Source organism: Exiguobacterium sp. PHA03, assembly GCF_041945985.1.
Classification (GTDB): domain Bacteria; phylum Bacillota; class Bacilli; order Exiguobacteriales; family Exiguobacteriaceae; genus Exiguobacterium_A.
Genome location: NZ_JAUTYQ010000001.1, coordinates 359,261 through 381,403, shown reverse-complemented (window position 1 = coordinate 381,403; position 22,143 = coordinate 359,261). Strand labels below are relative to the sequence as shown.

The following is a 22,143-nucleotide window of genomic DNA, read 5'->3' as shown; positions in this document are numbered from 1 at the left end:
TCTTTTCACGCACTTTCCTCAGGCGAGACACAAGCCAGTTTTCCTGCTTTATACAAGCAGGAAAGCGGGTCTTGTTTGTCTCTGAAGCGCATAAATGCGCTTTTTACTGTAGGAGTTGCGTATGACGCGTCATTCTTTGTAGAAACTAACTTTTGAGTCAGCTCCCTTTTCTATAATCTGAGACGACACCTGAATGGGATCGACTCCTCTTCTTGATCACATGACCCTTTTGAATAACTTCTCGAGTTCATATGTCGTCCATTCAATGATGACTGGACGTCCGTGTGGACATGTGAACGGCATCTCTGTCTTCGCTAAATCATCAATCAACCGGCGCATCATCTCATCGTTCAACGGATGATTCGCCTTGATTGATTTTTTACATGCCATCATGATGGCGGCATCTTCCCGATACGTCTCGAGATCGATTTTTCGCTTCATCAATGCTTCATCGAGTAATTCCTGAATCGTCTCTTCCTGTCGATGGGACGGGAACCACGTCGGAACTTCTCGGACGATGAAGCTTTGTGGACCAAATGCTTCGAACTCGATACCGACGTCTTTTAGCAACGGAAGGATTTCCTCCATTCGTTTCATGTCATCTGACGAGATTTCAAACGTATATGGTAAGAGTAATTGCTGCCGTTGCTCCGGTGGTCGACCGAACATGACTTTATACGTCTCGTATTTGATTCGTTCCTGGGCTGCGTGTTGATCAATCATATACATCCCGTCTTCTCCGGCACAGACGATATAGGACGAATGAAGTTGTCCGATGACGTCGAGGTGTGGAAAGCGCGGACGCGCGTGGGATTCCTCCATCGGTTCGACAACGTCCTGCTTGACCGGTTCGACGGGCTCGAATAGATCATCCTCGTTACTAAACGGCAATGGTTTCTCTACAGAGGGTCGATCGTCCTCTTGCGGTTTTTTCGGAATCGGATAATTCCAGACTGCTCGCGATGACGTCTCCTCGACCGGTTCCGCGACGTAAGAAAAATCGAGTTTCTCTTGACTACTCGGATCCTTTTTCGGTTTCGGTGGCGTCACCTTCGGAATCAACGTCTCTCGGCTGAGCGTCATCTTGATTGTCTCTTGAATCAACTGGCAGAGCTCCATCTCTTTTGAGAGACGAACTTCCCGTTTCGCCGGGTGGACGTTGACGTCAATCAGGAGTGGATCCATCGTCACCTCAATGACGGCAATCGGATACCGTCCAATCGGTAAGAGCGTATGGTAACCGTTCAAGACCGCTTGCGTCAGGGCGAAGTTTTTGACCGAACGTCCATTAAGAATCAACGTGATGTAATTCTTCGAGGCACGGGTCACTTCCGGTTTGACGAGATGACATGTCAGTTGATAATCGGCATTCGCTCCCTTAGCGACCAACGTCCCTTGGATCGTTTGATGACCGTAGACACTCGCCAGTGCTTGCCGGACGTCTCCCGATCCATTCGTCTGAATCAGCGTCTTCCCTTCATGGGTAGCCCGAAGCTTGACGTCCGGATGGGCGAACGCCATTCGGTTCAACACGTCCGTGATTGCGGCAAGCTCCGTATGCGTCGTCTTTAAATATTTGAGCCGAGCCGGTGTATTGAAGAAGAGATGCTCGACTGTCAATTCCGTTCCTCGGTTCATGGCAGCTGGTGTCCGCTGAACGACCGTCCCGTACTCAAGCGTCACTTGAATCCCTTCCGCGTCCTCGCGTTTCGTCTTCAACGTCACTTTACTGACGGACGCGATCGAGGCAAGGGCCTCTCCGCGAAAACCAAGTGTCTTGATTCGGAACAAGTCATGCTCATCCTTAATCTTACTCGTCGCGTGACGAACGAAAGCCAGTTCAGCGTCATCCGGGTAAAACCCGTGTCCGTTGTCACGGATCGTCATCCGTTTCATTCCGGCTTCTTCGAGTTCGACATCGATTTGGGTCGCACCGGCATCAAGTGCGTTCTCGACCAGTTCCTTGACGACCGACGCTGGTCGTTCGACGACTTCTCCCGCCGCGATCCGGTTCGCTAAACTATCGGATAATTCACGAATGATTCCCACTGCATTCTCCTCACTTTCTCGCTTCGGCTTGTAGACGATACAGCGTATTCAATGCCTCGAGTGGCGTCATATTGATCAAATCAAGACTCGCCATCGTCTCACGCAGCGGATCCGCATCTGAGAACAGACTGAGTTGATCAATCGGCTCCTCCTGAACAGGAGCTTTTACAGGTGCTGCGACCGGAACAGGCTCAGACTGCTCGAACTCGGACAAGAGGACTTGCGCCCGTTCGATCAGACTATCTGGTAAATCAGCTAACCGTGCGACATGGATTCCGTACGATTGGTCGGCTTTTCCGTCGCGTACTTCATGTAAGAAGACGACACGCCCATCTTGTTCAACGGCACGGACATGAACGTTCGCTAATCGATCAATCGATTCTTCGAGCACCGTCAGTTCATGATAATGGGTCGAAAATAGCGTCTTCGCTCCAACGTGCCGGGCGATGTGTTCAACGATTGCTTGTGCGAGTGCCATCCCGTCGTACGTCGAGGTCCCGCGACCAATTTCATCAAGCAGGATCAAAGACCGGTCCGTTGCACGCGTCAAGGCTTCTTGTGTCTCGACCATCTCGACCATGAATGTCGACTGTCCACTGACGAGGTCGTCTGCTGCCCCGATCCGGGTGAAGATTTGATCGAAGATCGGCAGTTCCGCTTGAGCAGCTGGTACGAACGAGCCAATTTGATGCAATAAAGCAATCAAGGCGAACTGTCGCATATAGGTCGATTTACCGGACATGTTCGGTCCAGTGATCAACAGCATCTCGCGTCCTTCGTTTAAGGTAATCCCGTTCGCGACGTATTCACCGCGCGGTAAGACTGTCTCGATGACCGGGTGACGTCCTTGCTGAATATCAACCGTTCGTCCGGTCGTCGTGATTGGTCGGACATAGTCGTGTGTTTCGGCAATCTCAGCCAGTGCGACGAGGACGTCGAGTTCCGCAATCCGGCGACTGACGCGCTGTAAGCTTTCGATATGTCCTTTGACTTCGTCACGCACTCCACAGAAGAGATCGTACTCGAGCGTGACACTCTTCTCTTCCGCCCCTAGGATCAGCGCTTCTTTTTCTTTTAATTCCGGTGTGATATAACGCTCAGCATTGGCGAGTGTCTGCTTCCGTTCATACCGTCCTTCCGGTAACAGTTTGGCATTTGCACGCGAGACCTCGATGTAATAGCCGAAGACACGGTTGTAACCGATCTTCAACGTCTTGATGCCGGTTGCTGCTCGTTCATTTGCTTCGAGTGTCGCAAGCCACGTCTTGCCGTCTTTTGAAGCGACAAGTAACTCGTCGAGGTCTGGTGAATAACCGGACTTGATCATCCCGCCCTCTTTCGTTGAGATCGGTGGGGCTTCAACGAACGCACGATCGAGTAGATCGCTCAATTCGTCGTGTGGATCGAGTCCGAGACTAAGTTGACCGAGACGTTCGCTCATCATCTCTTCAAGTGCTGATTGGATACGGGGAATCAATCGCAACGTCGACTTCAATTGAACGAGATCACGCGCTGACGCTGTTCCGTAACCGACTTTTGCGACGAGTCGCTCAAGATCATAGACTTCCCGTAACGTATCTTTTAATTGCTGACGCTCGAAATAGTGTTGCAACAGTTCCTCGACAGCGTCGAGCCTTTCCGTGATGACTCGCTCCGATAACAACGGTTTTTCCAGCCAGCGTTTCAGCATCCGTCCACCCATCGCTGTACCTGTCACGTCAAGTAGACCAAGCAACGAACCCTTTTTGTCTCCTGTCCGCGCCGAGCGTACGAGCTCAAGATTCTTGACCGTATTCGGTTCGAGTTGCATGAAATCGCTCGCTTCGTAGACAATGGCTGGTTGCAGATGTGTCAACACTCGTTTTTGTGTATCGTGCATGTAGGCATAGAGGACAGCAAAGGCTTCCGCTTGGGCTGTATCAATCGCGCGATCTCCATGTGGATGTGTCTCGCGTCGTGAACTGCGCGTTAGCGGGATCCGTAAGGACGCAAGTGCCGTCTCATGTTCCTCTTTCGTGACGATGATTTCCCGTGGCAAGATAATGCTTAATTCTTTGATTACACCATCGAGTGTTGCAACGCTTGTCAAGGCACTCTCACCTGTTGAGACATCACCGCGGGCAATCCCAAAACGACCGTCCTGTTCGACGACCGCTACTAGGTACCGATTCTCTTTTTCCGTCAACGCAGACATCAACGTTCCCGGTGTGATGACTTGGATGACTTCGCGTTTGACGAGTCCTTTCGTCAACTTCGGATCCTCGACTTGATCACAAAGCGCCACTTTATAACCACGCTCGATCAACTGTTCGATGTAGCCGTTCGCCGCGTGATGGGGTACGCCACACATCGGAATCGGATGCTCCGCGTTTTTACCGTTTTTCGCCGTCAACGTCAACTCCAGTTCATGGGCGACTTTCTTGGCATCCTCAAAAAATAATTCATAAAAATCACCGAGCCGATAAAACAAGAAAGCGTCCGGATAATCTGCCTTAATCGAGAAGTATTGTTTCATCATCGGTGTGTTGTGTACTGCTTCCATTCTTCCACCTCATTCGTCGAAAAAGCCGACGGATGTCCGTCGGCTTTTCGTTCATTTCGTGATTAGTAGCCGCAACCGCCGCTTTTGTTTTCTGCTTCCATGCCGCTACCTGTCTTACCTGCAAGAACGTCTCCGTCCGTTGCTTCGATGATTTGATCCGTAATCCCGTTCGAGATCGTCACCGTGATGTATTGGAGAAGTCCGTTGACTTCTTCTTGCGTTTCTTGGAACTGTTGGACGACAGGCATCTCATCAAGCTCAGCGAACAATTTATCGAGCTTCGCTTCGACACGTGCGAGTGCTTCTGTTTTGCCGTAATGTTGGCAGTTGACTGCCTCTTTTTGAAGGAACTTGATTTGTTTCATCATCTTTTGGACTTTTTCATTCCCATTGATGTTGGCTTCTGCCGCTTTGAATCGTTCTACTTCCGGTGTCTCTGAAATCATTTTGGCGATTTCATTGGCTTTTTCGATGATTTGTTCATCTGTATACATCCACATTCGTCCCCTCTATCGTTAGCGAACACGTCGCTTCCCTTAGCATTTCTGAACGATTCCTCGTTCTATCGCATTCATTATACCGTTCTGACGATAGAGTGACAAGAATAGTTCCTTATTCAATCGAACGCCATAATAGATAGGCAGCGTGACTGCGAACAGGAGCGAATTCCTCTGCCAGTCGCGTCGCTTCTTCTACTGTCGGTCGATATCCAAGTAATCGTTCAAAAGCCCGTAATATCCCAATGTCCGATGCCGGGAAAAGATCCGGACGACCGTACCCGAACATCAGGACGTTTTGAACCGTCCATGGTCCGACACCTTTCAGTGCAATCAATGTCTCAGCGATTTCTGCGTCGGTCGCTGACGTCAATTCCTCATAATTAATCTCTGCTGTTGCTACCCCGAGTAGATAATCGACTTTACGTCCTGATAGTTGCAGAGCGAGCAAGTCCTCGCGACGCGCTGCCGCTAGTTGGCGCGGTGTCGGCGGTAGGATGATTCCATCTTTGACCGTTCCGAATGTCCGAAAGACACGTTCCGTCAACGTATGCGCAAACGACAGATTGATTTGTTGATGGATGATCGAACGAATCAAGGCCGTGAACGGTGAATGATCAAGAACGAGCCGTTCGTCGCCGAACTGTTCGACGATCGCATGTAATGACGTCGTCTTAAGACGCTGCGCAGGATTCGGCTCACTGAGTCGAAAGCGTCGCTTGAGTTGTGCCAACACCGCTGCTTGCGGTCCTGAACCGTCAATCCGTAACGTGAAGCCGTCGATATCTTCAACCGTCGTAATATACGCCTGTTCTTCAACGAAGATTGGAACAACGAGTCGCCCATTCTGTTCGATTTGTAACGGGTCTTCCGTCAAACGAGACACGATTCCTTTAAAATCAAATGCTTCCGACAACGTCAGATCATACGTCCACCGACTCATCCGACGAACACCTTGATGGCACCGAGGATCAAACCGATGATGAATCCACACAATGCTCCGTTGACCCGGATCCATTGCAAGTCACTGCCAACCTTATCCTCGATCATGTGAATGAGTGTCTCGGTATCGAACCGATTCAAGTTCTCGCGCACGAGTCCGCCGATTTTTTGGTGATTTTGTTCGACGAAACGTACGAGTTGCTCCTTCATCCACTGATCACTGCTATCCTTGAACGTCGGATGCTGTTCCCAGTCGTCTAAAGCGCGCGAAAGCATCGGCATCGCCCGTTCCGTCCAGAAAGCGTCTGACGTCAAATAGCGTTCGAGCTCGATCAGACCAGCGTCATATGCACGTTCAATGACCGGAACGAAGTCAAACCGGTCGACCTCACTTGCCTTCCAAGCATCGATTTTCGCGAGACGCTCTTCATCAATCGACAACTGTGCCAAGTTACGACGCAGATGATCGAGAATCGCGAGTCGATTCGGATGATGGACGTGTCGCATATCTTGAATGACCGTCAACAAGACGCCTTGAATGACCAGACTGAGTTTTTCTTCCGAATAAACTTTTTGGACGGTTCGCGCCGTCACCCGCAAAAACGTATTCTTTTCTTGGTCAATCATTGCCGTATAAGCAAGGCGGCCAATCTGATCGCGAATGATCGGATCTTCGAGAAGACGTTGACCGTAATCGAGTAACTGATCCATCAGCCACTCGTCGAGTCGACGTTCCTCATTCAACTCCATCGCCCGGACCGCCAGCCGTTTGGACGGATACGCTTTGATCGTCTCCGTCACCCGTGTATTCGCAAACTCAAGAATTGCCTCTTTCGGTAGTTTCCGAATCAAACCCATCAACAGCTCGGTGACGGTTGCTCGAAAGGCAGGTAAGACCAGAATCGAACGTAAAATTTTGATGACACGATCTGCAAGCGTCATATGTTGCAGCTTCGCAACGATACTTTCTTTGTTCAGTAAGTCCGTCTCGAGCATATGAACAATCGATTCGATGACCCGTTCCCGATTTTTCGGCAATAGGTTCGTATGGGGAATCTTTAAGCCAAGCGGATGACGAAACAGCGCCGTGATCGCGAACCAGTCGGCAATCCCACCGACGAGTCCGGCTTCAAAACCACTCTGGAGCCAAAAGACCCACGCATTTTCTTTAAATGGCAATGAGACGACGAATCCGACCGCCATGAAAATCAACGAAACGGTTGCAAGCCGCCGTGTCGATGTTTTAGGTTGTTCAAATGATGACACATCGTTTCCTCCTTCAACTGAGTCACTTATCTACCTTACGAACGGGACAAGGATTAGGTTTCGACACGAAAGAGCCCCAGTCATCGACTGGGACTCCCTATGTACTTAAAACGTGTATTCACCAAAACGGTCGCCATCCCATGTCGCGGTTGCCGTTGAGACAAAATAGACCAGTCCGTTGCCGAATGTATTTTCCATTAATGAAACGAGTTGTTGACCATTTGTCTGTTCAACGAACGCTAATCGGACTTCTTCTTTCCCTTGATAAATCCGTTCGTAGACACTTAAACCGCGTGCATTGAGAAACGTACGCGCCGACTCGAATTGAATCGGACCGACTTCAGGTCGTCGTTCCTGAATGAACGACTGACATTTTTGCTCGAATGTCTCCATGGTTCTTCACTCCTTCTCTCTTTTTGTTCATGGATATCATGTTCCCGACTCTACCTCATCATAATCCTCAAATGTGAAAAAAGCGACAGATGCGTCGCTTCTTTCATCATTTTACGACGATTTCTCACAATCTGACTCCAAACTGTCGGGCAACATGGATCGCAGACGTCGTCGCACCGATCGTTCCAGCACCCGGAAAGATGGTATCGCCGATTGCAAAGAAATGATCGACACCTGTTCGAAACGGTGCCGCGAATAGGAGACTCGTACTCGGACGTTGCGGATATCCACCGACTCCACCATCCGGACGGAACGTATAGCGGACCCATGCACCTGGTCCACCCGGATGGCGTTCGATTGCCTGTTGCGCGAAGCCGGGAAACTGCTGTTCGAGAATGGCTTCGAAGATCGCCGACATCGTCTCGACTTGTCCGTCATAGCGTTTCCGGTTCGTCTTATCAAACGTACCAATCGGAACATGGCATGACATCGTTAGCGTCCGCTGACCAACTGGTGCACGTAATCGATCATCCGGACGGGACAGCGAGATGAAGGCATGACCTGAAGGTAAGGACGGATCATGAACTTGCCGGAATGCTTCGTCAGACAAAATGAGTGCCTCTGGAATCGCCGCATAATACGTAAAGGTCGCCCATTGCTGTAATTTTTCCTGTCGTCGGTACGTTCGTCGTAACGTTCGTCGCATATCCATGCTGACGACTTCCCGGATGCCTTCAAGTGGAACCGCACAGATGACAGCATCAGCAAGCATCAAGCGTCCTCGGCGATCCTCAATCAAAAATCCATCTGATGTCTTTCGAATCGACGTGACTTTTCGCCCAAGGAGACAGGTTGCCCCGCTCTCCTCTGCTGTCTCTTTCAATTGCTCGGCCAGTCGGTATAATCCACCCGGGACATAATAAGCACCTTCATGGTAAATCGATAAGGCGACGGCTCCTAGTAAAGCTGAGGCCTCCTGCCCTGTCTGCATGCTGTCGAGCAAAATCCCATCGATCACTTGTGCGAATAACGTATCCGCTAGTCGATGTTTTCGTAACAAATGACCAATCGTCAGCGGAAAATACGGCAAGAGAACAACACTTTTCGCGTGACGGACTAACCGCCGGACGTCTGCTGGATCTTGAAGTGGTAATGCTGGAAGTTCTGCCATTAGCGGACGAATCATCTCGTGAATCTGCTCGATTTCAGCAAAGAAAGCCTGAATCGACGATGCCTGCTCCGGAAAATGTGACGTCAATTCGGTTAGAAACGCAGCACGATCCTGATAATAATGAATCGTCCGTCCTGCTATGCGAATCGTCATGACGACGTCGAGCGACTCGACCTGATGCGTTACTCCAAGATGATCAAGAACACGGGCGTGAATACCACCGGGCTCAAACCCCATTCCGAGTGTCGCCCCTACCGGATACGTCAGGTCCCGGCGCGTGAACTTCCCGGCTGATCCCCCCCATTCACGACTTCCTTCAAGGACGGTAACAGTATGGCCTTCTTGTGCGATCAGAGCCGCAGCCGTTAAACCTGCAATTCCTCCGCCGACGATGACGACGTGTTTCATGATGATTCCTCCTCCGTGACCCGATTTTCTTTAAATAGGAAATTGCGGATTTCGCGGAAGACCGGCTCCCGGCGATGAATCGTGAAGTGATCATATTTATACGATTTTGTCTGGATATTATCCGTGTAGTTCTCGAGTGCAAAGGAACTCTTTAACGAAATCAGATTGAAATCGCCTCCTTTGGCACCAAACGAATAGACGAGTACATCGCGCGGCCACGTCTCGAGCCGCTTATTTAAATTGTTCATCGCTGGTGAGCCCTTCGCGAGATCACGAATGGCGGGACTGTTCGTATTCGTGCCAAGCGGTGCGAGCGTCAACCCGAGTTTTGCGTAATCGGAGCCGGCGATTGGTGAGTCGAGCGTCACAACTTTTCGGACGTGATACGGCATCTCTTCTTGGACCGTATAGGCGACGACATCCACACCACCCATGCTGTGCCCGACGAGCTGGATATCGGCAAAGGTCGCTTTTTGTTTCGCATCATACGCAGCAATCGCTGCATTCAACCACTTTTGTTGATCGGCAAGGCTCGCCTCGTCGTCTGCAAAGACGATTCGGACAAGCGGGTAGCCGGTTGGCGAGGGTGTGACGCTACAAGTCGCTTTCCCAGAACGAGTCACGTCACATCGACCGCCATCATCGGCAACTTTTTTTTTCGTGAAGTTCTGAATCATTGGGACAAACGTCCGCTCTGTACCGAACAATCCATGGACGAGGAACGTCGGTACGATTTCACTCTTTCCTTGCGTAACGATCTGACGCGTTGGCGGTGGAGCACTCGATGTATCTTTCGCGAATAGCCACCATGCCCCTCCTCCGACAATCAAACAGACAAGGAGCGAAATACTGATTGTCTTCAACTGTTGCCGACGCAAACGACGGACACGGTGAAAGATCCAGTAAAGCAATAAGCCAACACCGATCAATAATACAACACCGGTGATGATCCAGCCTGTCGGATTTGGTACATAGGCAATCAACTGTAGTTGGTTTGCTTTCGTTCCGTATAATTTCCATGACACATCATGGTAATTCGACCAGTCGATCTTTTCTCCGTTTTGGAGACCAATCACTTTCGGACCGTGGAGCTTGATCTCGATATCGGCTTGGCGAATATAACGATCAGCAAGTTTCTTGACTTGACCCGTCGGTTGATACCCTTTGATGTTCAGGCGATCGATACTGAGATCGATGTTCGTATCAAGTCGATACGTATCAAACCAAAATCCGTCTGATTTTTTCATGTCGAACTTCGTATCAGGTGGAATGAGAATCCCACCGATGCCCGTCTTCCATTCGTCTTTGATCGACGTCATGTCCTTGAAGTTCGCAAATGTCTTCTGCATCCGGATGCCTTCGTAATCATCCTTCGTCTTGAACGTCTTTGCCGCATAGCCATTCTTTTCTGCCTGTTTGACATAACCTTTCCAATTCGGATTTAGATTCAGTAAACGCGCCACTGGATGTTCCTTTGCGGCATATGTCGTTTTTAAGGTGACGCTCTGATCGGTATGGATCGTTGCATCGTACTGGATGCGAATACACCCCCCAAGGAGTAGTGTCAGCATCAAAAATGAGAGCAGTATCCCTTTCTTCTTCATACTCATCAGGTCACATCCTTTCCTCATCTATTATTCCCTATCTCGCAAAAGTAAAAACGGTCGACTTTGATTCTTTCGTCATGACGCACTTCAGGCAGCGGATCGCTGATCCGCTGCCTGAAAGTATGCGGACCTGGTTCGTCCGTGATCGATATCAACCGATCAAGTTTAATTCACGACCGACTTTTTCGAACGCTGCAAGAGCTGTCGTTAAGTCTTCGCGTGTATGTTCCGCCGTTACGATCGTCCGAACACGTGCTTTTCCTTTTGCAACGGTCGGGAAGGCGATTCCTTGAGCAAAGACACCTTCTTGACGGAGGCGATCGGATAATTCGTGACAACGCGCCTCATCACCGACGATGACCGGTGTGATCGGTGTCGTAGACGTCCCGATATCGAATCCAAGATCCCGTAATCCTTGTTTGAAGAATTCCGTGTTTTCCCACAGACGATCAAAGAGGACCGTTTCTTCTTCCATGACACGAAGTGCTTCCCGGTTTGCTTCAACGACTGCTGGTGGATGTGATGTCGAGAATAAGAACGGACGCCCTTTATGGATCAAGTAATCTTTGACGTGTTGTTCACACGCAACGTATCCACCGAGGACTCCGATTGCTTTTGAGAGTGTACCGACTTGCAAGGCAACCCGACCGTCAAGACCGAAGTGATTGACCGTACCGCGTCCTGCTTTCCCAAGAACACCTGAAGCGTGCGCATCATCGACCATGACGAGCGCGTCATAACGCTCGGCTAATTCAACGATTTCTGGAAGTGGTGCAATGTTCCCATCCATCGAGAAGACACCGTCCGTGACGACGAGGCGCGTCCGTGCGTCTTGTGTTTCTTGTAATGCTGCTTCAAGATCCGCTAAGTCAACGTGTTTATAGATCCGGCGTTTCGCTTTTGTCAGACGGATCCCATCGATGATCGAAGCGTGGTTCAACTCATCCGAGATAACAACGTCTTCAGGACCGAGTAACGCTGATAAGACACCGAGATTCGTTGCGAATCCCGACTGGAAAACAAGTGCCGCTTCCGTATGCTTGAATGTCGCGAGTTCCCGCTCAAACGCTTGGTGCATCTCGAGCGTTCCAGCAATCGTTCGAACCGATCCTGTTCCGGCACCAAACGTCCGCGCTGCTTCCGCTGCTTGTTCAGCAAGACGCGGATGTGCTGCGAGTCCGAGGTAGTTGTTCGACGACAGTTGGATCAGTTCCTTCCCGTCAATCGTCACGCGATTGTGTTGCGCGCTCTCGAGTGCTACAAGGTTGCGGAACGTGCCCGCCTGTTTCATCTCTTCTAATTCTGTCCGTAAGTGTTCAAATCCCATTAATTCGTCCCCCTTGGTTGTAATACGACTTTCCCGCATTTCCCTTGACGCATCAATTCAAATCCTTCTTCGAACCGCTCAAGCGGCAACGTGTGTGTAATCAACGGTCGGACATCAACTTTTCCACTTGATAAGAAAGCAGAAACCTGACTCCATGTCTCATACATCTTCCGACCGGTGATGCCTTGAACCCGGACGCCTTTGAAGACAACGTGGTTCGTCAAATCGATTTCGACCGGTTTGACCGGCAGACTGAGGATGTTGACGTCTCCACCTGCTGTCACCATTTCGAATGCTTGACGAATCGCAGCCGGATGTCCACTCATCTCACAGACAACGTCGATTCCGTCGCCGTCGGTCATACGCTCGATCCGCTCCAAGACATCGTCATGACGTGAATCGATGACGACATCCGCCCCCATCGTCCGTGCTAGCTCGAGACGATATGGATTGACGTCGATCGCGACGACTTCCGCAGCACCGGCTGCTTTAGCGACTGAGACTGCCATCAAACCAATTGGACCACAACCGACGATTGCGACCGTTTTAGCGCTGACATCACTCGCAAGAACGGTATGGACAGCATTTCCCATCGGCTCTTGAATCGAAGCGATTCCCGCTGGCATATCTTCCGGGTTGACCCAGAGGTTTTCTTCCGGCATGACGACGTATTCCGCAAAACAGCCTTGTGTATCGACACCGATGATCTTCGTGTTCTTACAGATATGATATTGCCCACGAAGACACTGTTTACATTGATGACAGACGATATGCGTCTCAGCCGAGACACGGTCACCAAGTTTCAAGCGTTTCGTACCCTCCCCGAGCTCGACGACTTCGCCCGAGAACTCGTGACCGAAGACATACGGCGGATTGACACGTGACGCTGCCCACGCATCCCACTCATAGATATGCACGTCCGTCCCACAAATTGATGTTGCCTCGACTCGAATCAAGACTTCTCCACGATCCGGTACGGGTACGGGTACTTCTTTCAGTGCCGCACCGAATCCGCGCTCTTCTTTGACAAGTGCACGCATCGTTTTCGTCGTTGTCGTCTCTTCTACCGCTGTTACTAATTTCGTCATCTTTCCCCGACTCCTTCGCGGAAGCTCACGTTTATTTATATGTGGCGAACTTCCAAATGTTTAGCATCCCCAAAAACCAAACACATCTTTCCTCTATCTTACATGAATTCTGCCGCTAGTTTACCGAATGTTTCTTCGTTTAGCTCAAGATCCGCATATGCGAGACCGGATTCTTGGTACCCATCGATTTGTGACTGGTAATCAGGACGTGTTTCATCCTGATAGATCAATCCCATGACGAGACCATCGTGTGCATGAACGGTCTGTTTCGCAAGATCCAAGTTCGACGGGTCGTATCCTTCGATATCGGACAGCTTCGTCAAGTTCTGCTTGAACCAATCGTACGTATTGACCTTGTTGAATGTGACGCATGGACTGAAGACGTTGATGAACGCAAATCCTTTATGTGCCGTCGCTTGCTCGATCAATTGTGTCAAGCCCTTCAAATCATTCGAGAAGCTCTGGGCAACGAACGTCGCGCCAGCCGTCAAAGCAAGTTCAACCGGTGAAACACTCTTTTCAATCGATCCTTTTGGCGTCGATTTCGTCTTGAATCCAGGTGCAGAAGTAGGTGACGTCTGTCCTTTCGTCAAGCCGTAAATCTGATTGTCCATGACGATATACGTCATGTCGACATTCCGTTTGAATGCATGAATCGTATGTCCCATGCCGATCGCGAATCCATCACCGTCGCCACCAGACGCGATGACCGTCAATTCGCGGTTCGCCATCTTGACACCTTGGGCGATCGGTAAAGATCGTCCATGAACGCCGTGGAAGCCATACGTATTGATGTAACCGGAAATCCGACCAGAACAGCCAATCCCGGAAATCAATGCTAACTCTTCTGGTTCGAGCCCGACGTTTGCGACAGCACGCTGAATCGCTGCTTGAATCGAGAAGTCTCCACACCCTGGACACCAGTTTGGTTTGACATCATTTCTAAAATCCTTAAAGGTTGCCATGATATACCCCTCCTACGACCTGCTCGACGACCTCTGCCGGGTAGAACGGGTCGCCATTGAATTTCAGGATATGCTCGATCTTCGATGCATGTCCACAGTTCATCTGGATCAGCTTCGCCAGTTGTCCTGTTGCATTGTACTCGACGACGATGACTCGTTTTGCCCGCTCTAAGTGCGGCGTGACGAGTTCACTTGGGAACGGATGGACTTGACGGATATGCAAGTGATCGACCTTGATCCCTTGTGTTTCGAGTCGTGGCATGATTTCCTCAATCGTTCCACGTGTCGAGTTGAAACCAACAAATAAGATATCCGGTTCTGCATGATGCTCCGTTACAAGAACGGCATCCTGTAAGCGGAACGTATTCAGCTTGCGAAGTCGTTTCGTCATTTGATCGACCCGGTTCTTCGTCGCTTCCGACGGACGCCCTTCCTCATTGTGCTCAACACCCGTCACGTGATGAATCCCGTGCTTGACGCCTGGAATGACACGTGGGCTGATTCCATCTTCCGTCACTTCGTAGCGTTTGAAGTACGCTTTCCCTTCAAGTTCCGGTAAGTCTTCCTGAATCAACTTCCCGCGACGGATCTCAACGCGTGACATATCTGGTGGCTCAACCGATTGTTTTCCGAGCGATAGCATCAAATCCGTCAATAGAATGACAGGACATTGGTACTCTTCTGCGATGTTAAATGCTTCTGCTGCATCGTAGAACGCTTCCTCGACCGTTGATGGTGCCAAAACGACCTTTGGAATTTCACCATGTGTACTATAGATCATCGCCATCAAGTCAGATTGTTCCTGTTTCGTTGGTAGACCTGTTGACGGACCACCCCGTTGTGTATCGACGATGACGAGCGGTGTTTCCGTCATCCCGGATAATCCGATCGCTTCCGCCATTAGTGACAATCCTGGACCAGCAGACGCCGTCAAAGCACGGACACCTGCGTAGTTGGCACCAATTGCCATCGTGACCGCTGCTAGTTCGTCTTCCGTCTGGACGACCGTTCCACCGAACTGCGGTAATTTCTTGATTAAGTATTCCATGATCTCAGATGATGGTGTGATCGGGTAAGCTGCCATCAGACGCGCTCCACCGGCAATCGCGCCAAGAGCAATTGCATCGTTTCCGATCATGAACATCCGTTGTTTTCCGTCAGCCGGTTCTAAGACGAACCGTTCGCCCTCTCCTGCAAGAGCTTCAAACGCTGCTGCTCCTTCACGGATTGCTGCTAAGTTCTTCTCAACCATATCTGGACCTTTTCGTCCGAAAATCTGTTCGACGACGGCTTGGAAACGCTCTGGTGCAATGCCGAGAATCGCACTCGATGCACCAATCGCGACCATGTTCTTCATCAAAGCCGTACCGAGATCAGCTGCGATCTCCGTAAATGGAATCGCATACAATGAGGCGCGTGCTTCGTCCGGATTCGTCGGATTGAATTTCGCATCCGCGATGATGATGGCACCTTGACGCAATTCATGGAAGTTGACGTCGATCGTCTCTTGATCGAATGCGACCAAAATATCGAGATCATCGGAAATCGTCCGGACTTCCTGTGTCGCGACACGAATCTTATTATTCGTATGTCCTCCCTTGATACGTGACGAAAAGTGACGGTAGCCATACAGGTAATAGCCGAGTCGATTCAAGGCAATCGCAAAGATTTCGCCTGTTGATTCGATCCCTTCTCCCTGCTGACCGCCAACTTTCCATGATAACTGATTATACATCGACGTTCGCTCCTTCTCTGTCCCCTGAAATGATAGTTCTCTCTATCCTCCCTCATGATACCGATTTACCGGAAGTAGTACAATGCTCCCTCGGTGGAAAGGTGAGAAAAATTCGAAAACGCAGCAAAAAGACCATCTACTCCAGTCGAGTAAATGGTCTACTTGTAAATATAGGACCTATGTCCAATTCATCATCGTGGTTCGATGATGAGTTTGATGGCGGTTCTTTCTTCTCCATCAATTAAAATGTCTGTGAAGGCTGGGATACAAATCAAATCGATGCCAGAAGGCGCCACGAATCCGCGTGCGATGGCGACGGCTTTGACAGATTGATTGAGCGCTCCCGCACCAATGGCCTGAATCTCGACGGAACCTCTCTCTCGAATGACACCCGCGAGTGCACCTGCTACCGCGTTTGGATTCGACTTAGCTGATACTTTCAGGACGTCCATGCGTGTACCTCCCCATCCAGAAATGGCAATCAGTCGAAGAATACTGACTGATCCGTCAGATGAATCCGTTCAATCTTCGTTGCTTTTTTTGTTGTGTCATCGATATGAATCAAGACTCCATTAAGTTGTTCCCGTCCTTCGGCAACTTCAAACCGCGTTGGGAGCTGTGTCTTAAATTTTCGTAGGACATCTTCCTGACGCATCCCGAGCACACCGTTCAACGGACCTGTCATCCCGACATCCGTGATATAAGCCGTTCCTCCGTCAAGAACACGCTCATCTGCTGTCTGGACGTGCGTATGTGTGCCAACGACAGCTTGTACACGACCATCGAGGTGATAACCCATCGCGATTTTTTCACTCGTTGCTTCCGCATGGACATCAACGAAGATCGCATCGACTTTTCCTTCGACTTCCGCAATCAGTTCATCAACGGTACGGAACGGGTCACCGAGAGGTGGTAAGAAGACCGTTCCTTGGACGTTGATGACGGCAATCTTTTTATTGCCTGCCTTAACGATCATCATCCCACGACCTGGTGTGCCTTCCGGATAGTTCGCAGGACGGATGATCCGGTCCGCGTCGTCAATCCAGTCAAAGATGTCACGGTTATCAAACGTATGGTTCCCCATCGTGATGCCGTGGAATCCGAGTTCGAGGAATTGATGATAAATCGACTTCGTGATGCCGCGTCCGTGTGCTGCATTTTCACCGTTGACAAGCATGACGTTCGGATTGTATTTCGCTTTCAAGCGTGCTGTAAATTGTTGCAGGATATGTCGACCGGGTGCACCGACGACGTCTCCGACGAATAAAATCTTCATTGCTGTTCCTCCGTTCATTAAAAAAAGTGGCGGTCGCCCGCCACTCCACTTATTTCGCGTATTCGACTGCTCGTGTTTCCCGAATGACCGTGACTTTGATGTGTCCCGGATAATCGAGTTCTTCTTCGATTTTTTTCCGGATGTCACTCGCCATCTTGTGAGCCAGTACATCATCGACGACGTCAGGTCGAACGATGATGCGGACTTCACGACCCGCTTGGATCGCAAATGATTTTTCGACACCGTCGAACGATTCCGAGATTTCCTCGAGGCGTTCGAGACGGCGGATATAACTTTCGAGTGTCTCTTGACGTGCACCTGGACGAGCAGCAGATAATGCATCCGCAGCTGCAACCAAGACAGAAATGACAGATGTCGCTTCCGTATCTCCGTGGTGTGATGCGATCGCGTTGATGACGGTTGGATGCTCTTTGTACTTCGTACCGAGCTCGACACCAATCTCAACGTGACTGCCTTCGACTTCGTGGTCGATCGCTTTCCCGATATCATGCAGAAGACCTGCACGCTTCGCAAGCGTGACATCTTCTCCAAGTTCAGCTGCCATCATACCTGCAAGGTGGGCAACCTCAAGTGAGTGATACAGGACGTTCTGTCCGTAACTCGTACGGTACTTCAAGCGACCGAGAATTTTGACAAGGTCCGGATGAATGCCGTGGATTCCGACATCATACGTCGCTTCTTCCCCGATTTCTCGAATCCGCTCGTCGACTTCACGACGGGATTTGTCGACCATCTCTTCAATACGAGCCGGGTGAATCCGACCATCCTGAACCAATTTCTCGAGCGCCATTTTAGCGACTTCGCGACGAATTGGGTCAAAACCAGACAAAATGACGGCTTCCGGCGTATCATCGATGATCAAGTCGATCCCAGTCAAGGTCTCGAGCGTACGGATGTTGCGGCCTTCCCGTCCGATGATGCGACCTTTCATCTCATCGTTCGGCAAGTTGACGACCGATACAGTCGTCTCTGCGATATGTTCAGCGGCGAACCGTTGAATCGCAAGTGACAAGATATTACGTGCTTTCTTGTCGGCTTCTTCTTTTGCTTTTTGTTCGATTTCTTTTTGAAGAATGGCTGCGTCGTGTAAAGCAGCCTGTTTCGTCTCATCCATGATGATTGTTCTTGCCTCGTCTTGCGATAAATTCGCGACGCGGACAAGCTCTTGACGTCCCTGTTCATACAGGTCCTCTACTTTGCGCTCTAGTTCTTCAGCTTGATGCTTCCGTTTCGCGATCTCTGCATCACGTGTATTGATTTGATCTTCCTTACGGTCGATAGCGTCAACACGGCGATCGAGTGTCTCTTCTTTCTGGAGCAACCGGGCTTCTTGTTTCGCTAGCTCTTGGCGACGTTCACGCAATTCTTTTTCCACTTCGTTACGAAGTTTGAATGCTTCATCTTTCGCTTCGAGTACGGCTTCTTTTTTCGTTGCCTCAGCCGATTCACGCGCACGTTCAACGATTTTATTCGCTTCCGTTTCTGCGCCTTGAATTTTCGCTTCTGCAATCGATTTCCGCAAGAAGTAGCCTACGATGAATGCGATCAGCAAAGTGAGGAGAAGTATGACAATCCAAGTCAGTGTACTCATGGGTTCACCTCCCCTTTGCAAGGTGTTTCTTAGTTCATTTCGGTATTTCATCGAAGCTGTCTAAAAAACGTACATCTATATTGTAAGGATAGCACTCGTTCATTGTCAACGAACGGACGGGAAAGAATTCCACTGTTTTCCTCTTTTACACTAAAAAAGAGAGGATTCGCATACGAATCCTCTCTGAAACGGTTTATTCAGCAAATAGATCTTCTGGTTGTTCTGCTTCGAAATCAACCGGCTCTTCGCGATCGACGAGACCGTGATGTTCACGAATCAAACGTTCGACCTCTGCTGCGACTTCCGGATGCTCGACCATGTATTGCTTCGCGTTCTCACGCCCTTGACCAAGACGCTCTGAGTTGTACGAATACCATGCACCACTCTTTTGAACGATATCCAGATCCGTTCCGATGTCGATCAACTCACCGACCTTCGAAATACCGAGACCGTACATGATATCAACTTCTGCTTGTTTAAACGGAGGAGCAATTTTGTTTTTGACAACCTTGATCTTCGTTTTATTACCGACGACGTCCGTACCGTTTTTCAACGCTTCCGCACGACGCACTTCTAAACGAACAGACGAGTAGAATTTGAGTGCTCGACCACCTGGAGTCGTTTCCGGGTTACCAAACATGACACCGATTTTTTCACGGATTTGGTTGATGAAGATGACGATCGTTTTCGATTTATTCGTTGCACCAGACAACTTACGGAGCGCTTGGCTCATCAAACGCGCTTGAAGACCGACGTGTGAGTCACCCATCTCGCCTTCAATCTCTGCTTTTGGTACGAGTGCCGCAACAGAGTCGACGACAAGAATATCGACCGCACCAGAACGAACGAGTGCTTCCGCGATTTCAAGTGCCTGTTCCCCAGTATCCGGTTGTGACAAGAGGAGCTCATCAATGTTGACACCGAGTTTATTTGCGTATGCTGGATCAAGCGCGTGCTCTGCATCGATGAATGCTGCTTGTCCACCTTGTTTTTGAACTTCTGCGATTGCATGAAGCGCTACCGTCGTTTTACCTGACGATTCAGGTCCGTATACTTCGATGACCCGTCCACGTGGGTATCCACCTGCACCTAGGGCAATATCTAATGTAATCGATCCAGAAGAGATCACTGATACCTTCTGATCCGCATTTTCTCCGAGTTTCATGATGGAACCTTTACCGAACTGTTTCTCTATCTGGCGTAACGCCATCTCAAGTGCTGCTTTACGATCACTCACGTAGCAGGCCTCCTTTTAATTATCTTACTGAGATTATTGTACTTCTTTTGAGACCGAATGACAAGCATTTTACGAACATTTATTCGCATACTTGCATTTTGACCAATTTTCTCACTCGGATGCTTTTTCGAGATGTTTCAGTAGAAGGAAATAGGTATCCTTGACGGCGCGCAGTCGAATCATTCCCCGGTCGAACGATGGATATTGCCATTCGACGATGCGTGTTCCATGTGCGTCCGCAACAGCACAATAGACGGTTCCGACCATTTTTCCGCTGTTGCTTGTCGGACCTGCTTCCCCTGTCAACGCGACGGCGATATCGGATTGATACAGTTCGCGTACCCCTTCAGCCATCGCGATTGCGACTTCTTTACTGACAGCAGTATGCTCTCGTAACAAAACTTCCGGTACCGATAATACGCCTTGCTTCGCTGCATCATCATACACGACGGCGCTCCCACGCAACACTTGACTCGCACCGCTGACATCAACGAGTCCACTTGCGACAGCTCCTCCCGTCAGTGATTCGGCGAGTGACAGTGTCAATCCTGCTTCTTGATACCGTTTCAGTACGACTTCCGGCAGGCTTGTCTCGCCATATCCATAAAAGTACATGCCCACTTCAGCCAGTACGTGTTGTTCCAGTTCATCGAGCATACGGGCGGCTTCCTGTTGATCGAGTGCTTTAGCAGTCAGACGCAACCGTACTTCAGCGAGTTCCGCATAAGGGGCGACCGATGGATTGGTTGCTTCTTTGATTAACGTTTCCAGGCGATCGTTTAGAGCCGATTCTCCGATTCCGAAGAAACGTAGTGTTCGGGAACGGATTGTCTCTTGACCGAACAAATGACTGAAGTGATCTTTGAGGATTTGCTTCATCTCACGTGGCACACCGGGTAAAACGATATATTGGTGGTGCTCCGTCTGCACCGACATACCGGGAGCAAGACCCGCATCATTGCGTAAAACCGTCGCGCCAGCGATGACTAATGCTTGTTTCCGTTCATTGTTCGTCATCTCCCGTTGACGTGTCTTCAAGAATCCTTCGATTCTTTCGTACGCTGCTTGATCGAGAACGAGATCGCGCCCAAGCAGGTCAGCGAGCACCTCTTTCGTCAAGTCATCCTCGGTCGGTCCAAGCCCCCCTGTGATGACAAGGAGATCCGCCCGCTGTTGCGCCTGACGGAACGTTTCCTGCATCCGCTCGCGGTTGTCACCGACGACTGTATGATAATGAACGTCAATTCCTGCACTGGCTAGCCATTCGGAAAGGTACTGTGCATTCGTGTTGGCGATTTCTCCAAGGAGAAGCTCACTTCCGACTGCGATGATTTCTGCTTTCATGTTGATTCCTCACCTTCTTGAAGTATAAGAAAAGACTGTTCGGTATGACGAACAGTCTAAATTGATCCAACTTACATGGATTTCGTAATTAACTTGATGTTTTTCGAGAAATACTCGACGCCTGAATAGATCGTCAAGATAAGAGCAAGCCACATCGTGATATCTGCGAATGGAATATTCCACATCGCAAAAACGATATCGTGCAATAAATACGCTGTAATCGATGTCAACTGGACCCATGTCTTTGCTTTTCCAGAGTTTCCGGCAGCAAGAACGATGCCTTCGTCAGATGCGACAAGACGAAGACCTGTGACAGCGAACTCACGGCAGAGAATGATGACGACGATCCATGCCGCAACGAACTCAAGTTCCACAAGGTAGACGAGCGCAGCAGCGACTAACATCTTATCGGCAAGTGGATCCATGAATTTTCCAAAGTTCGTTACTAGATTTTGTTTGCGGGCGATATACCCATCGAGCCAGTCCGTCAGTGAAGCAATAAGGAAGATGATGGCTGCAACGAAGTGTGAGACGGGAAGTTCAGCTCCTAGTACATCCCACTGTCCCCAGTTCGGATCAATCGCAAGTACGATGACGAACACGGGAATTAATAAAACGCGTAATACTGTCAATTGATTCGGTAAGTTCATGTAACGCCCTCCTCCTTCATTTCATATGTAGATG

General features: G+C 49.8%; 18 protein-coding genes. All 18 read right to left on the bottom strand.

The window, feature by feature from the left end; all coding sequences use genetic code 11:
* Window positions 1-216: 216 nt before the first annotated feature.
* Complete coding sequence (gene mutL / locus Q7C19_RS01950; RefSeq protein ID WP_375091474.1) at window positions 217-2,049, bottom strand: DNA mismatch repair endonuclease MutL; 1,833 nt, start codon at window positions 2,047-2,049, stop codon at window positions 217-219.
* A 10-nt stretch (window positions 2,050-2,059) separates the two neighbouring features.
* Entirely contained in the window at window positions 2,060-4,591 is a 2,532-nt protein-coding gene (mutS, locus tag Q7C19_RS01945; protein ID WP_375091473.1) for a DNA mismatch repair protein MutS, read from the bottom strand.
* Window positions 4,592-4,653: 62 nt separating this feature from the next.
* Entirely contained in the window at window positions 4,654-5,091 is a 438-nt protein-coding gene (locus Q7C19_RS01940; RefSeq protein ID WP_023467714.1) for a YlbF/YmcA family competence regulator, read from the bottom strand.
* A 112-nt stretch (window positions 5,092-5,203) separates the two neighbouring features.
* Window positions 5,204-6,031, bottom strand: a complete 828-nt coding sequence (locus Q7C19_RS01935; protein ID WP_290786298.1) for a DNA-3-methyladenine glycosylase family protein — start codon at window positions 6,029-6,031, stop codon at window positions 5,204-5,206.
* On the bottom strand, window positions 6,028-7,296 hold the full coding sequence (locus Q7C19_RS01930) for a DUF445 domain-containing protein (protein ID WP_035408840.1): 1,269 nt from the start codon (window positions 7,294-7,296) through the stop codon (window positions 6,028-6,030). Before Q7C19_RS01930 ends, Q7C19_RS01935 begins: the two co-directional genes overlap by 4 nt.
* 105 nt (window positions 7,297-7,401) lie before the next feature.
* A complete protein-coding gene (locus Q7C19_RS01925) occupies window positions 7,402-7,689 on the bottom strand; it encodes a hypothetical protein (protein WP_029341204.1) in 288 nt (95 codons plus the stop codon).
* Window positions 7,690-7,813: 124 nt separating this feature from the next.
* Window positions 7,814-9,268: a phytoene desaturase family protein gene (locus Q7C19_RS01920; RefSeq protein ID WP_375091472.1), complete on the bottom strand. Its 1,455-nt coding sequence runs from the start codon at window positions 9,266-9,268 to the stop codon at window positions 7,814-7,816.
* The gene (locus Q7C19_RS01915) at window positions 9,265-10,881 is read right to left on the bottom strand and encodes an alpha/beta hydrolase (protein ID WP_483867427.1); all 1,617 of its coding nucleotides are present in this window, start codon (window positions 10,879-10,881) and stop codon (window positions 9,265-9,267) included. The genes Q7C19_RS01920 and Q7C19_RS01915 overlap by 4 nt, the downstream gene beginning before the upstream one ends.
* 145 nt (window positions 10,882-11,026) lie before the next feature.
* A complete protein-coding gene (locus tag Q7C19_RS01910; protein ID WP_035408845.1) occupies window positions 11,027-12,202 on the bottom strand; it encodes a glycine C-acetyltransferase in 1,176 nt (391 codons plus the stop codon).
* Window positions 12,202-13,290: an L-threonine 3-dehydrogenase gene (tdh, locus tag Q7C19_RS01905; RefSeq protein ID WP_035408847.1), complete on the bottom strand. Its 1,089-nt coding sequence runs from the start codon at window positions 13,288-13,290 to the stop codon at window positions 12,202-12,204. Before tdh ends, Q7C19_RS01910 begins: the two co-directional genes overlap by 1 nt.
* 98 nt (window positions 13,291-13,388) lie before the next feature.
* The gene (locus Q7C19_RS01900) at window positions 13,389-14,255 is read right to left on the bottom strand and encodes a 2-oxoacid:ferredoxin oxidoreductase subunit beta (RefSeq protein WP_023467707.1); all 867 of its coding nucleotides are present in this window, start codon (window positions 14,253-14,255) and stop codon (window positions 13,389-13,391) included.
* Window positions 14,242-15,990, bottom strand: coding sequence for a 2-oxoacid:acceptor oxidoreductase subunit alpha (locus tag Q7C19_RS01895; protein ID WP_056060443.1), 1,749 nt, complete (start codon window positions 15,988-15,990; stop codon window positions 14,242-14,244). The genes Q7C19_RS01900 and Q7C19_RS01895 overlap by 14 nt, the downstream gene beginning before the upstream one ends.
* Before the next feature lie 191 nt (window positions 15,991-16,181).
* The gene (locus tag Q7C19_RS01890; RefSeq protein WP_023467705.1) at window positions 16,182-16,442 is read right to left on the bottom strand and encodes a stage V sporulation protein S; all 261 of its coding nucleotides are present in this window, start codon (window positions 16,440-16,442) and stop codon (window positions 16,182-16,184) included.
* 29 nt (window positions 16,443-16,471) lie between these two features.
* Window positions 16,472-17,266, bottom strand: a complete 795-nt coding sequence (locus Q7C19_RS01885) for a TIGR00282 family metallophosphoesterase (protein ID WP_035408850.1) — start codon at window positions 17,264-17,266, stop codon at window positions 16,472-16,474.
* Window positions 17,267-17,315: 49 nt separating this feature from the next.
* Window positions 17,316-18,878, bottom strand: coding sequence for a ribonuclease Y (rny, locus tag Q7C19_RS01880; RefSeq protein WP_023467703.1), 1,563 nt, complete (start codon window positions 18,876-18,878; stop codon window positions 17,316-17,318).
* 193 nt (window positions 18,879-19,071) lie between these two features.
* Entirely contained in the window at window positions 19,072-20,115 is a 1,044-nt protein-coding gene (recA, locus tag Q7C19_RS01875; RefSeq protein ID WP_023467702.1) for a recombinase RecA, read from the bottom strand.
* A 111-nt stretch (window positions 20,116-20,226) separates the two neighbouring features.
* Window positions 20,227-21,459, bottom strand: coding sequence for a competence/damage-inducible protein A (locus Q7C19_RS01870; protein WP_375091470.1), 1,233 nt, complete (start codon window positions 21,457-21,459; stop codon window positions 20,227-20,229).
* A 71-nt stretch (window positions 21,460-21,530) separates the two neighbouring features.
* On the bottom strand, window positions 21,531-22,109 hold the full coding sequence (gene pgsA, locus Q7C19_RS01865) for a CDP-diacylglycerol--glycerol-3-phosphate 3-phosphatidyltransferase (protein ID WP_375091469.1): 579 nt from the start codon (window positions 22,107-22,109) through the stop codon (window positions 21,531-21,533).
* Window positions 22,110-22,143: the final 34 nt, after the last annotated feature.

Coding starts and splice junctions, on each gene's coding strand:
- mutS (WP_375091473.1), bottom strand. CDS start 4,591: ATGGAAGCAGTACACAACACACCGATGATGAAACAATACTTCTCGATT.
- Q7C19_RS01940 (WP_023467714.1), bottom strand. CDS start 5,091: ATGTGGATGTATACAGATGAACAAATCATCGAAAAAGCCAATGAAATC.
- Q7C19_RS01935 (WP_290786298.1), bottom strand. CDS start 6,031: ATGAGTCGGTGGACGTATGATCTGACGTTGTCGGAAGCATTTGATTTT.
- Q7C19_RS01925 (WP_029341204.1), bottom strand. CDS start 7,689: ATGGAGACATTCGAGCAAAAATGTCAGTCGTTCATTCAGGAACGACGA.
- Q7C19_RS01920 (WP_375091472.1), bottom strand. CDS start 9,268: ATGAAACACGTCGTCATCGTCGGCGGAGGAATTGCAGGTTTAACGGCT.
- Q7C19_RS01910 (WP_035408845.1), bottom strand. CDS start 12,202: ATGGGATTTGAACACTTACGGACAGAATTAGAAGAGATGAAACAGGCG.
- tdh (WP_035408847.1), bottom strand. CDS start 13,290: ATGACGAAATTAGTAACAGCGGTAGAAGAGACGACAACGACGAAAACG.
- Q7C19_RS01900 (WP_023467707.1), bottom strand. CDS start 14,255: ATGGCAACCTTTAAGGATTTTAGAAATGATGTCAAACCAAACTGGTGT.
- Q7C19_RS01895 (WP_056060443.1), bottom strand. CDS start 15,990: ATGTATAATCAGTTATCATGGAAAGTTGGCGGTCAGCAGGGAGAAGGG.
- Q7C19_RS01890 (WP_023467705.1), bottom strand. CDS start 16,442: ATGGACGTCCTGAAAGTATCAGCTAAGTCGAATCCAAACGCGGTAGCA.
- Q7C19_RS01885 (WP_035408850.1), bottom strand. CDS start 17,266: ATGAAGATTTTATTCGTCGGAGACGTCGTCGGTGCACCCGGTCGACAT.
- rny (WP_023467703.1), bottom strand. CDS start 18,878: ATGAGTACACTGACTTGGATTGTCATACTTCTCCTCACTTTGCTGATC.
- Q7C19_RS01870 (WP_375091470.1), bottom strand. CDS start 21,459: ATGAAAGCAGAAATCATCGCAGTCGGAAGTGAGCTTCTCCTTGGAGAA.
- pgsA (WP_375091469.1), bottom strand. CDS start 22,109: ATGAACTTACCGAATCAATTGACAGTATTACGCGTTTTATTAATTCCC.